Origin of the sequence: Brevibacillus parabrevis, from assembly GCF_003710905.1 — a bacterium.
GTDB lineage: Bacteria > Bacillota > Bacilli > Brevibacillales > Brevibacillaceae > Brevibacillus > Brevibacillus parabrevis.
In genome coordinates this window covers 398,013-410,522 of sequence record NZ_RHHV01000005.1, presented here as the reverse complement: position 1 = coordinate 410,522, position 12,510 = coordinate 398,013, and the positions used below count along the sequence as shown (strand labels likewise).

Sequence of the window (12,510 nt, the reverse complement as noted above, 5' to 3'; positions counted from 1 at the left end):
TCGCTGTTGCGCTACATCATCCGCTCTGGTTGTCCCGACTCACTTATATATGCTTATACACAAAATTGTAGTTATTAACCAATAATATTCGCCATGGCAAAATAATATGCTTGTGTATAAAAATGTTTCCCTGATGCAAAATTTACTGGAAATCGTTCTCACTGTCAACCCTTAATTTCATTTTCTAGGGAATAAAGAAAAAGCACAGCCCGCATATCACGCGCTGTGCTCTTTGTTTATTCACTTTGTCATCTGTTGGTTACACCAGTTGCAGCGAAATGTATTTGACCTCCAAATATTCTTCGATTCCTTGGTGACTGCCTTCCCGGCCGAGACCGCTTTCCTTCATGCCGCCAAACGGTGCTTGCGCGACAGATGGCCCCCCGTCGTTTACCCCGACAATGCCGTATTCCAGATTTTCCGAGAACATGAATGCCCGCGTCAACGACTGGGTGAAAACGTAAGCCGCCAGTCCGTACGGTGTCGCATTCGCGCGTCTGATGACGTCCGCGTCGTCGGAGTACGTGCTGACAGGAGCAATCGGCCCGAACGTCTCCTCTTGCATGCAGAGCATTTCGTCTGTGACCTCCGAGAGCACAACAGGCTTCAAGAAATAGCCGACCGCACCTTCCAGCTCCGGATTGCCATGCAGCACAGCCCCTTTGGAGATAGCGTCGTCTACCTGCTGCCGGACTTTTTTGACCGCTCTGTCATCGATCAGCGGGCCGATCTCGACATGGTCCTCTGTCCCGACACCTACGCGCAGCGCAGCGACCGCTTCTGTCAGCCTTTGCAAAAATGGTTCTTTCACAGCCTCGTGCACGTAAATCCGGTTGGCGCAAATGCACGTTTGCCCGGCGTTTCGGAATTTGGACTGGATCAAGCCTTTGACAGCCGCTTCGAGATTCGCATCTTCTGCCACGATGAACGGCGCCAAACCGCCCAGCTCCAGAGACAGCTTTTTCACGGTGTCCGCCGCTTTTTTCATCAAGAGCTTGCCCACAGGCGTCGATCCGGTAAACGTCAGCTTTTTCACGCGAGAATCTTCCATCCAGACGTCGACCACTTCTCCCGCCCGCGAAGTAGTGACGATGTTGATCACACCTGCGGGGATGCCAGCCTCCTCGGCGCATTCCGCCAGCAACAGCGCCGTCAACGGCGTCTGTTCCGCTGGCTTGGCTACGGCCGTGCAGCCTGCGGCAAGCGCCGGAGCGAGCTTGCGTGCGATCATTGCCGCCGGAAAGTTCCACGGAGTAACCGCAGCCACGACACCGACAGGCTGCTTCTGGACGATGATCCGTTTGGAGACGGCAGACGACGGGATCGTCTCCCCGTAAATCCGCTTCGCTTCTTCCGCGTACCATTTGATGTAGCTGTTGGCATACTGCACCTCGCCCCGCGCTTCTGCAAGCGGCTTGCCCTGCTCCATCGTCATCACGTAGGCGATTTCATCGAGTCTGGCTTCAATGGCCTGATGCCAGCGCTCCAGAAGAGTGGCCCGCTCGTAAGCCGTCGTTTTCGACCAGCTTGCAAAAGCGGCTTGCGCGGCATCGACTGCCTGCTTCGCTTCTTCCGCACCTGCGTCCGGCACACTGCCAATCGTCGCGAGCGTCGCCGGATTTTGCACGATCATGCGCTTGTCAAGTGTCAGCCATGTTCCATTCACGTAAATCCCTTTGTTCCACTCTTGTTGTTTCACGCCGCTTTTTCCTCCTGTTCATTGGCTGTAAACAATTTCTCTTTTTCTCCGCGCAACCAATCTTTTCCATATAATAAAACGCACAGCAAAATTCCCGCGCCAAAAGCCATCGCTGCGCCTTTGATCACCAGAATGGCTCCGACGACTCCGGCGATCCCCAAATCGCGCTGGCTGCGCGCCTGCATCACGCCAATTCGCACGCTGACGTAGCCTTGCACGAGCAAGGTCAATGCCACTGCAACACCGAGAATCGGCTGAACGAGGCTGACGATCGGCAACAGCAGCAGACCTGTATTCGTTCCCCAGCGGAAAGAGCCTGCGCCCCCGAAAAAGGAGTTCATCGCCTGCTTGCCTTTTTTGAACCGCTCCACGACCACGACCTGCATCGCTGCCCACATCGGGCCGCACATCGTAATATCTGGTCCGATCAGGCTCATCAGCATGTTGCGTCCGCCAAAAATCATGTGCGCCCGGTCAGGATTGTAGTCGACTTTTTCATCGAGACGCACCTGGTCAGATTCGGATAACAGCGCTTTCGTTTTCAGCACATCGCCAAAGACGACAAGGTAAGTCGCGAACACCGCAGGAAGCGCCGTGATGAAAAAGGACAGCGCCGGCAGCCCCAAGCCGAAAACCGTATACTGCGACCAGAGCGTGGCGAAGTCCGGTTGGCTGAATCCCCACTGAATGTCCGGCCACTTCGCTTCCCCGAAGATCGGCGCTACGAATACCGCCAACAAAATCGCAGGCAAAATCCCCAAATTGCCGAGCAGCGCCCACAGCTTGCCTTTTTGCTTCAATCCTTCAAAATGCTTGGAAAATACGAGATAAAAGCAGAAACCGATACAAATCGCAATCGTGTACGGGAACAGGTCGAACTTCCCGCCTTTTTCAAAAATCGAGGTGATCGCGCCAATCCCCGCGCCGAGGATAATGCCTGATTTGATCGCGTTCGGCACGAAGTTGACTACCCGTTTGGCAAGCCCGGTGACGCCCAAAATAATCGATAGCAGCCCAAGCGTCAACTGGAAGGCAATCAGGGCGTACACCCGATCCGGCCCTTCGGGAAATTGCCCGACAAACAGCACGATCAACGGAATCGCAGGGGTAATCCAGCCCGGAATGACCGGATCGCCCAGCAAGTGGTGCAGCAAATACAAGAAGCCATTTAAAATGACGACAGCCAAGCCAACCTCAAACGGCATGCCAAGGTGATCGGCAAGCAACGTGATGGCGCCGAGATCGACGGCGCACATCAGCAATCCTTGCAAGTAATCAGGCCATTCAAAACGATAATGCACGAACGGCAGGCGAATTTTGAACGGGCCAGCCGGAATATACGGAGTCTCTGCACCATCTTTGCGTTGCTTCCACTTCATGTGATATCCCCCTCTTAGTAAGCTGCGCGATATATATCTTCTATGTCTTTTTTCCGCAAGGTGCGGGGATTGTTTTTCAAAAGCCGGGTCTGCTTCATCGCTTCTTCCGCCATCTCGGCAAGCGCTGTCTCAGGGATGTTGAACTCGCGCAACGACTGGGGAATTTCCACGTAACGGCACAGACGCGTCATCGCTTCGATCGCTTTTTCCGCCGCTTCATCCAGGCTCAGGCCAGTTGTATTTTCTCCGAGCGCCTGGGCGATGTCTCCCAGCTTTTCCAGGCAGGCGATCTTGTTCGTGCGCATCACGTAAGGCAAAAGCAGCGAGTTGCTGACGCCGTGCGCCATGTGGAAGCGTCCGCCGAGCGGGTAAGCCAGGGCATGTACAGCTCCTACCCCTGCATTTCCGAAGGCAAGACCCGCCATCAACGCGGCTGTAATCATGGCTTCGCGCGATTCGATGTTGTCCGGGGCCGCGTACGCTTTTGGCAGGTGAACAGCGATCAGCTTCATCGCGCCAATCGCCAGCGCGTCCGTGACTGGGGAGGCAAACTTGGAAATATAGGCTTCCACTGCATGCACCAACGCATCCACGCCGCTCGCAGCGGTAACACTCGGCGGGCACGTCAGCGTCATCATCGGCGAGACGATAGCGACATCCGGCAGCAAGTAAGGGCTTACAATTCCTTTTTTTACTTGCTCCTTCGTATCGGACAAAATCGAGATATTGGTCACTTCCGAGCCTGTTCCCGCTGTAGTCGGAATCGCGATCAGCGGCAAGCCCGGCTGCTTGACCAGATTCGTGCCAAAATACTGTTCGATGCTGCCCTCATTAGTCGCCATGACCGCAGCCGCTTTCGCAATGTCGATCGCGCTTCCTCCGCCGACCGCAATCAGCCCGTCGTAGCTTCCTGCGCGAATCATGCTGACACACAGGTCGACGATTTCGATTTCCGGCTCCGGATTGACGTCCGGGAAGATGCCTGCCTTCATCGGCAAAAGCTCCTCGACTTGTGCCACCACCCCGGCCTGAATCAAAATATGGTCGGTGACGATCAGCGGACGCTGCACCCCCAGACGGGCGACTTCCTCTGCAAGCAATGCCAGCGAATCGCGGCCTGTGACCAGCTTGTTCGCAGCAGCAAATGTAGAAATGTTCATGTTGTCACTCTCTCCCTTCTCTGTGCTGCCACTTAAAAGCAACTCTCGTGCCAAAGCCTTAAAATTCGCTGCACCCAACCTCGTTTGCTTCCGGCGAAATGGTAGATTTCCGCTCGCGAAACCACCTTTTCTCACATGTTCGTCACATTTTTCACTCTCGCTTTGCCCGGAACAAAAAGCAACCGTTTTCATCCGATCACCGATCATGTTTCAAATCAAAATACATCATATTGATTTGTTTTCGAATCAAATTGTTGTTGATTCTTGCCATCTCCCTTGTTTGTTGGACTTCAATCGGTCAAAAATGTTTTATGCTTAAAATAGTCTGTCAATTGGCAATTTTCGTTTGACAAGCTATTTGGAATAATTTACTATCAAAAGAACGCATGCGAATATCTATCGCGGATGAATATTGCGGGAGAGACTAAACTTACCGTTTAGCACCGAAGGAGCAAATCCTGACCCCCAGGACAAATCTCTCAGGTAAAAGGACCGCAATGGGACGCATCTCTGGAGAGAGCCATTGGCCACCAAAGGAGTTAAACACTCTCAGGTAAAAGGACAGAGGAAAATAGGAACCAGCCTATTTTTCCCGTTCCTTTTTTTATTGGCGAAAAATAGGATTGCTGCTAGAAATCGCTGCGCTTTCAGGGGAACAGCCACATCCCCACTCGGGCAAACAAGGAGGGAGCAACCGGAAGCAAACAGCAAAAAATAAGGACTCACTGAAAAATGTAAGCGTTTTTTTCGTTGGAAGTAACTTAATGATGTATTTATTCTGTACAGCTATGTTACTATGAGAATTATAAAGAACCATAAACTTTTGTGAAGAAAAAGTCGTCGAGCAAGTAGTTGTCTTTCCAAGTAACTGTGCAGAATCAGACAGAGAGAAAGAGGGGGATCACATGGAACAACAAAAATTGGCGAGAGGTCTGAAAAACAGACACGTTCAACTCATCGCAATCGGTGGAGCCATTGGTACCGGACTATTTCTGGGTGCGGGAAAATCCATTCACCTCGCCGGGCCATCCATTTTGTTTGCGTACCTGATTACTGGGATTATTTGCTTTTTGATCATGCGCTCGCTCGGCGAACTTCTCCTGAGCAACCTGAACTATCATTCCTTCGTCGACTTCGTAAAAGACTACCTCGGAAACATGGCTGCGTTCGTCACAGGCTGGACGTATTGGTTTTGCTGGATTTCGATTGCCATGGCCGATTTGACGGCTGTCGGCTTGTACACACAGTATTGGTTTCCGGGAGTGCCGCAATGGATGCCGGGGTTGATTGCCCTCGTAATTTTACTTTTCATGAACCTGGCAACCGTGAAGCTGTTCGGAGAAATGGAGTTTTGGTTCGCGCTGGTAAAAGTCATCGCGATTCTCGCCTTGATCGTCGTCGGTATCGTCATGATCGTCAAAGGCTTCTCCACCAACTCCGGCGCTTCCAGCTTCACGAACTTGTGGAGCCATGGCGGGATGTTCCCGAACGGAATCAACGGCTTCTTACTTTCGTTCCAGATGGTCGTCTTCGCGTTCGTCGGCATTGAGCTGGTCGGGCTGACTGCCGGAGAGACAGAAAATCCTGAGCGCGTCATTCCAAAAGCGATCAACAACATTCCGATCCGCGTCTTGCTGTTCTATGTCGGTGCGCTGATCGTGATTATGAGCATCTACCCATGGAGTGCGATCGTTCCGACAGAAAGCCCGTTCGTGCAAGTGTTTGCCGCAATCGGAATTGCTGCCGCTGCGGGAATCGTCAACTTTGTCGTACTGACCTCCGCCGCTTCGGCATGTAACAGCGCCGTCTTCAGTACAAGCCGAATGGTCTACTCTTTGGGCAGAGAACAAAACGCGCCTGCGGCCATGACCAAGCTCACGACTCGCCAAGTTCCTGCCAATGCCCTGTTCTTCTCTACCGTCGTCATTCTCATCGCCGTTGTATTGAACTACATTATGCCAGAAGGCGTCTTCACGCTGATCACGAGTGTCTCGACGGTTTGCTTCCTGTTCATCTGGGGCATTACGGTCATTTGCCACCTGAAATACCGCAAGACAAGACCAGAGCTGGCAGCGCAAAACAAATTCAAAATGCCGCTCTATCCGTTTGCCAATTACTTGATTCTCGCTTTTCTCGCGTTCATTCTCGTCGTGCTCGCACTTGCTGAAGACACGCGCGTTGCCTTGTTCATCACACCTGTCTGGTTCATCATGCTCGTGGTGATTTACAAGCTGCGCAAAGCGAAAGTCGATCAGGTCAAAATTGCCGAAAACTCGTAAGCGGTAAGCGACACAACCAAAAACCACATGCATGAACGAATGTGGCTGCATGAGTAAAACAAACATCCCGCGATGGCGTCAGGCGCTCGCGGGATGTTTTCCTATTCGTTCAACTCCGGTTCGCTGCCGATGTGCAGCTGCCACTTTTTCATCTTCTGGACGAGCGCACTTTGGCTGATCCCAAGCGCTTCTGCTGCCAATCTGGTCGTCCGGTGCGTCTGGATCGCTTGGCTGATCATGCTGCGCTCCAGTCGTGCCACCGCATCGCGCAACGACGTCGGCTCCGCTTGCGGAAACACCTGTTGCAAAAAGCCGGGCAAATCTCCCACGTCAATCGTGTTGTGAAAAGTCGTGACAACCAGCCGCTCGACCAGGTTCGCCAGCTCCCGGATGTTCCCCGGCCAACTGTAGTTGGTCAGCCACTCGTAACACTCCAGCGTCATCGTTTTTTGCTCGTTGTACTTTTCGTTGAATTTTTCCAGATAGGACTCAAGCAGCGGGACAATCTCTTCCCGGCGCTGCCGCAGCGGTGGAACCTCGAAAGTGACGATGTTCAGCCGATAGTACAAATCCTCGCGGAACAACCCTTCCCGCACCAGCGTAGCCAAATCCCGATGAGTCGCCGTGATGATCCGCACATCTACATGCCGCACTTGCGTGGAGCCGACGCGCATGAATTTGCTCTCCTCCACGACCTTCAACAGCTTGACTTGCAGCTCCAGCGGCAGATCGCCAATCTCGTCGAGAAAAAGCGTACCGCGATGGGCGCTTTCCAAAATGCCGACCTTGCCTTGCTTGAGCGCTCCCGTAAACGCACCCGGCTCGTAACCAAACAGCTCAGCCTCCACCAGATGGCCCGGGATTGCCGCGCAGTTCAACTCCATAAAAATTTCGTTGGCTCGACTGCTCCTGGCGTGGATGTATTTCGCAATCATGCTTTTCCCTACACCCGTCTCGCCCTGCAACAAAATTTTTGCATCTGTCTTGGCGACTTTGTCAGCCAGGCGGAAAAGCGAGCGCGTCGCTGGCCCGAGCACAACATCTTCCAGCCCCATCTGATCGGCAGGGGGCACATCGCTTTGCAGCAGCTTTTGACTATCCAGCTCGTGCTTCAAGCGAATCAGCTCGGTGATGTCCCGGACACTGCTGATGATGTATAAAATCTCGCCTGCGGACGACAGCACAGGCGTCGCGGAAACGATGATTTTGCGGCTGTTGCGTATCGTCTGGATCAGCGTCACGGGCCTTCGCGTGCGGATCGTCTCCAGCGAAGCGGACACGGAGATCATGCCTTGCTTGATCAAATCGCCCATATGCTTGCCGATGACCTCTTCTTCGCGAATCCCGGTAATGCGCTGGTACGCCTGGTTGATGAACAAAGTAATGCCTGCTCCGTCTGTAATGTACACGCCGTCATACAGCGCATTGAACACGATTTGGCAAATCGGACTCTCGAAAAAAGCGTGAAGCTGCGCCTGCGAGCTTGCCTGCCGCTTTCGATCCGGCAAGCTCACTTCCGGCACCACGTACTCGACAATCGGCCGCGTCAATTCCCCGCGATGAATCGCATGGGCGATCGCTTCTACCGTCAAATAGCCGATAAATTCGTCTTCTTCACTGTATACTTCCTGCACTTCGTTCCGGTCTGGCGTAAAATGGGCGACGGCTTCCTCGACCGTCATCGTTGGACGCAATGGATGCATGTGCGATTCTCTCCATGATGTCATGACCTGATCTCGCTCTCTTCAAATGGTTCCAATATTCCTTCGATCTTTATTCCTTGCTTGCGTTTGAGAAAAGCCATAAAAGGAAAATAAGAAATAAGACTGATAACCGCGGCGCCAAAAGTATAGACGATGACAGTGCCTGCCGCATTCGCCAGGCCGGCAAGCAAGCTGTCCCACATGCCGCTTGCTCCTGAATGTCCCTCTGTGGCACGCATCAAAAACAGAAAAAGCAGTTGAACAAGTCCGATCAAGAGACCCAGTGAAAAACCGGCTCCCACACATAGTTTGAGGTAGGAAGATATTTTCAAGTATTTCACTTTCCATACGGTGTACATGACTGTCACCCCTTCCTCTCTATTTTACTAGATGAATCGGGAGCAAGCCGCGCTTTTTCCGGAAGATTTTGAGATTTGTGTTGTAAAATGAAAACAACGTACATCACAGATTGCGAGGTCGTTCATGAAAACTTTTCACGTCAGCCATGCCCGAAAACTGACCATTCTCATCCTCCTGATCATCGTGGTCGCCTTCTCCCTGTCCGGCTACATTATGCGCTCCCAAACCAACCGGATCATGAAAGTCGAGATTGAGAACAAGCTGACCCTGCAAAGCCAGGCTCTGGCCGAACGGATGGACGCTTTCTTTGCGCAAAAAGCGTTGCTGATCAGGCAAATGAGCACCAACCAGGCAATCTTGCGCTACCTGCAAACCGTGCAGACGCGAGAGCATGCCTTCACCAGCCCGCATTACTTGGACGTAGCGACCGCATTGGACGGCATCCAGCGGCTGGACCACAACCTGGGCCTTGTATGGGTTTCCAGCAATGCGGGCAACTTCACGATCGGCAACACCGACACGCTCTCAGGAAAAGACTGGTCGCTCACCAAACGCCCCTGGTATCCAGACGCCGTCCGTTCCAATGACGTCGTTTTTTCCGAGCCGTACGCCGATTATCTCACGAAAAAAATGGTGACCAGCGGCACCATGAAGATTGAGGAAAACGAAAGGCTGCTGGGCTTCGTCGCCATCGATATTTTGCTCGACGACATTCCGCAAATGCTCGGCACGTACCCGATCGGGGAATCGGGCTACGCCATCCTGGTTTCCAAAGACGGAACGATCATGTACCATCCGAATCCGGAGCTTGTCAGCCGGCACAAGCTGACGGAACAACCAGGCGATCTGGCCAAAATCGGACAAAGCATGGTCGCTGGACAAAAAGGGTTGCAACTCGTCTCCATCGACGGCAACAACTATTACATCGGCTACTCCCCTGTCTCTTCCACGGGCTGGTCTGTCGCAGCCGTACTGCCTGCCAGCGAAGCGCTCGGACAATTGAACTCTGTACAAGACTTGTCCAGCCTGATTACCAAAGTTTCCATTTTCGTTCTGGTCAGTCTGCTCTCGCTTTTGCTGCACTTCATGTTAAAGGAACAGCGGCGGATTCAGGCCGAACTGCGGGCAGCCAAAGAAGAAGCGGAGGAAGCGAGCAAGGCGAAAACCGACTTTTTGGCGCGGATGAGTCACGAAATCCGCACCCCGCTCAACGGGATCATCGGACTGTCCCAACTGATGCAGAAAACGGTGATGACGGTGATGCAAAAAGATTACTTGGACAAGGTGCTGTCTTCCTCCCAAGTATTGCTGCGCCTCATTAACGAGATTCTCGACTTTTCCAAGATCGAGGCTGGCAAGCTGGAGCTGGAAAAGGCAAGCTTTGACCTCGACGATTTTGTCCGGCGGCTCTCGCACATGCTGAGCATTTACCTCGGGACGAAGCAAATCGAAATCATTCTCGATCTGCCGCCGAAAATGTTGCCCAAACTGATCGGGGACCAGCATCGGCTCGAGCAAGTGTTGCTCAATCTGTGCCACAACGCCATCAAGTTTACCGAGCAAGGATACGTCTCTGTGCGAATCACGCTGGAAAAAGAAGAAGGACGACTGCTGTACTTGCATTTTGCCGTAGAGGATACAGGCATCGGCATGTCGGAAGATCAGCTCGACAAGCTGTTTGAACCGTTCACACAGGCAGATGGCACGACGAGCAGAAAATACGGCGGCACAGGACTTGGTCTGGTCATCTCGCGCAGTCTCGTCGAGATGATGGGCGCCACTCTCGAAGTGACTAGCGCAATCGGCAAAGGAAGCTGCTTCTCCTTCACCCTCCCGTTTGAACACGCGCCTTGGCGGGAAAGCGAAAGCCCTGGCTCCATGCTGCCACCGGGCTACGAAGGCCAGCGTGTCCTGATTGTGGAAAATCACGACAAAATGCGAAGCAGCATGGCTGACATGTTGTTTGGCTTAAACTTTTCGCCTATTTGCGTCGCCACCTGGCGAGAGGCTTTCGAGCTGTTGGAACACGCTGAAGCGCACAACCCGTTTCGCTTTGTGTTCGTCGACATGGAAGCGGAAGACATGTACGGCGTAGAATCGTTGCAGCGGCTGCACGCGCTCGCCGAGCTATGCGACGCAGCGACAATTGCCATGACGACAGAGTACGGCCGCGACGAGCTGGCCTCCCTGGAGGAATCCGCCCAGCCTGACGCTGTTCTGATCAAGCCGATTAACCGGATGGATGTAGCGCGCGCGATACTGGGGGCACAGGAGCACAAGGAAACACATGTGACCGAGACTTTGCAGAAGCCGCAGTCCGCTCCTTACGAAAACGTCCTCTTCCCCGGATATCGCGGCAAAATTTTGCTGGCAGAGGACAACGAGATCAATCAGCTGGTAGCGGTCGAGTTCCTCCGGCGCGAAGGTTACGCTGTGACCGTTGCCAAAAACGGGCAAGAAGTGCTGGAGCTTTTGGAGACGAGAAAATGGGACCTGATTCTCATGGATGTCCACATGCCGGAGATGGACGGTTGTGAAGCGACGATCCGCATCCGCCAGCACAAACAGTACGCCAGCCTGCCCATTATTGCGATGACGGCGAGCGTCATTAAAGCCGAACACGACAATTGCTACCGTTCGGGGATGAACGGCGTCATTACCAAGCCGATTCATTTGGGCGAGATGAAGGAAACATTGAAGCGAGCAATTCCCGTACCTTGTCTGGATGTCTCGCTCGCACTGGAGCGACTGGATGGAAAAATCCCGATATACACGCAAATTCTCCGTTCATTCACTAAAGAATATTCGGATTTTACATCAAACCTCCAAACGGCGTTTCTCGCAGGAAACTTCCAGGAAGCAAGAAGAATGATTCACACTCTCAGTGGTGTTGCGGGAAATTTGTCTGCACAAAGATTGCTTCTTTTATCAAGAAAAATGGAGGCGCAGCTTTCTGCTTCTGTAAATCCGAACGATTATCAAGAATTTATGAGCGAGCTGGAATGGCAGTTGAACGAAGTGTTAGCGTTAGCAAACGAATGGCAAGAAACTCTGGCAATCTCCTAACATTTTTTTAGCATTTTTCATGAAATTAGGTCCATTCTCCTCGCTTTTTTGCTAAAATATGAGAAAAGTATTAGGAAAAAACGAAAAATTGCTAGCTCTTTCCCATTTTTACGAATAACTTTCTCCCAGAAAGAGTGAGGAATCTGATGTACAACCTATTGATTATCGAAGACGATCAGATTATGGGCGAAATGCTGGCCATGTATTTAACCGAAGAAGGCTATTCTGTAAAAATAGCGGATCATGGACAGAAAGGCTTGGACATGGCGCAATCATTTGCTCCGGATGTCATCCTCGTGGACATGATTCTGCCGGATATGAGCGGTACCAGGATATGCAGCGAGCTGCGCACCTTTTCCGTTGCTCCCATCCTGATTGTCTCGATGAAGACAGACGTATCCGATCGCGTAGAGGCTTTGCAAGCTGGAGCGGACGATTATATTTGCAAGCCTTTTTCCTTGCGAGAGATTTCCGCAAAAATCGGAGCCATGATCAGACGAACCCACCAATACCAACAGCCTGCTGCCCCAGAAAGCGGGGAACAGGCTGACACAGCAGTCGCGAGTTCCGAGAATACTTTCCTGCTCGATTTGGAGCGCAGGGCGATCTTTGTCAATCAGTTTCACGTCGAAACGACTTTTTCCGAATTTGAGATTATGCGTCTGTTCATTACAAATGAGGGAAAAGTATTCAGTCGGGAGGAATTGCTCTACGAACTGCGCGGTTTCGATTCTTTTGTGACAGATCGGGCCATCGATGTTCACATCGCCAACCTGCGCAAAAAAATCGAAGACAATCCGAAGGAACCGAAATACATCCGCACCGTTTGGGGTGTAGGATACAAGTTCGTTTCTAAAAACTAGC

The 12,510-nt window shown here is 52.3% G+C and carries 8 protein-coding genes and 2 riboswitches; of the genes, 3 read left to right on the top strand and 5 right to left on the bottom strand.

Translation table 11 applies throughout. The features are described from left to right. Positions 1–259: 259 nt before the first annotated feature. Genes EDM60_RS05240 through EDM60_RS05230 form a run of 3 tightly spaced genes read right to left on the bottom strand, consistent with a single transcriptional unit; the run spans position 260 to position 4,238 of the window. Positions 260–1,699, bottom strand: a complete 1,440-nt coding sequence (locus EDM60_RS05240) for an NAD-dependent succinate-semialdehyde dehydrogenase (protein WP_122963001.1) — start codon at positions 1,697–1,699, stop codon at positions 260–262. Continuing rightward, positions 1,696–3,078: a hypothetical protein gene (locus EDM60_RS05235; RefSeq protein WP_122963000.1), complete on the bottom strand. Its 1,383-nt coding sequence runs from the start codon at positions 3,076–3,078 to the stop codon at positions 1,696–1,698. Before EDM60_RS05235 ends, EDM60_RS05240 begins: the two co-directional genes overlap by 4 nt. A 14-nt stretch (positions 3,079–3,092) precedes the next feature. After that, positions 3,093–4,238 carry an iron-containing alcohol dehydrogenase gene (locus tag EDM60_RS05230; protein WP_122962999.1) on the bottom strand — a complete coding sequence of 382 codons (1,146 nt, stop codon included), beginning with the start codon at positions 4,236–4,238 and terminating at the stop codon, positions 3,093–3,095. Between the two features lie 405 nt (positions 4,239–4,643). Then, positions 4,644–4,743: riboswitch (glycine riboswitch) on the top strand. A 3-nt stretch (positions 4,744–4,746) separates the two neighbouring features. Further along, positions 4,747–4,805: riboswitch (glycine riboswitch) on the top strand. Positions 4,806–5,143: 338 nt separating this feature from the next. Between EDM60_RS05230 and EDM60_RS05225 the strand changes: the two genes are divergently transcribed. Next, complete coding sequence (locus EDM60_RS05225; protein ID WP_122962998.1) at positions 5,144–6,517, top strand: amino acid permease; 1,374 nt, start codon at positions 5,144–5,146, stop codon at positions 6,515–6,517. A 101-nt stretch (positions 6,518–6,618) separates the two neighbouring features. On the opposite strand, the gene EDM60_RS05220 is transcribed toward EDM60_RS05225, so the two are convergent. Both EDM60_RS05220 and EDM60_RS05215 read right to left on the bottom strand, forming a co-directional pair. Beyond that, the gene (locus EDM60_RS05220) at positions 6,619–8,220 is read right to left on the bottom strand and encodes a sigma-54 interaction domain-containing protein (protein ID WP_122962997.1); all 1,602 of its coding nucleotides are present in this window, start codon (positions 8,218–8,220) and stop codon (positions 6,619–6,621) included. 20 nt (positions 8,221–8,240) lie between these two features. Then, positions 8,241–8,579 (bottom strand): hypothetical protein, encoded by a 339-nt coding sequence (locus EDM60_RS05215; RefSeq protein ID WP_122962996.1) that lies wholly within the window; start codon positions 8,577–8,579, stop codon positions 8,241–8,243. A gap of 124 nt (positions 8,580–8,703) precedes the next feature. Between EDM60_RS05215 and EDM60_RS05210 the strand changes: the two genes are divergently transcribed. Further along, positions 8,704–11,646, top strand: coding sequence for a response regulator (locus EDM60_RS05210; RefSeq protein WP_122962995.1), 2,943 nt, complete (start codon positions 8,704–8,706; stop codon positions 11,644–11,646). 146 nt (positions 11,647–11,792) lie between these two features. After that, on the top strand, positions 11,793–12,509 hold the full coding sequence (locus EDM60_RS05205; protein ID WP_122962994.1) for a response regulator transcription factor: 717 nt from the start codon (positions 11,793–11,795) through the stop codon (positions 12,507–12,509). Position 12,510: the final 1 nt, after the last annotated feature.

Excerpts from the sequence above, each read along its gene's own strand:
- EDM60_RS05235 (WP_122963000.1), bottom strand. The coding sequence starts at position 3,078 with ATGAAGTGGAAGCAACGCAAAGATGGTGCAGAGACTCCGTATATTCCG.
- EDM60_RS05230 (WP_122962999.1), bottom strand. The coding sequence starts at position 4,238 with ATGAACATTTCTACATTTGCTGCTGCGAACAAGCTGGTCACAGGCCGC.
- EDM60_RS05225 (WP_122962998.1), top strand. The coding sequence starts at position 5,144 with ATGGAACAACAAAAATTGGCGAGAGGTCTGAAAAACAGACACGTTCAA.
- EDM60_RS05220 (WP_122962997.1), bottom strand. The coding sequence starts at position 8,220 with ATGCATCCATTGCGTCCAACGATGACGGTCGAGGAAGCCGTCGCCCAT.
- EDM60_RS05215 (WP_122962996.1), bottom strand. The coding sequence starts at position 8,579 with ATGTACACCGTATGGAAAGTGAAATACTTGAAAATATCTTCCTACCTC.
- EDM60_RS05210 (WP_122962995.1), top strand. The coding sequence starts at position 8,704 with ATGAAAACTTTTCACGTCAGCCATGCCCGAAAACTGACCATTCTCATC.
- EDM60_RS05205 (WP_122962994.1), top strand. The coding sequence starts at position 11,793 with ATGTACAACCTATTGATTATCGAAGACGATCAGATTATGGGCGAAATG.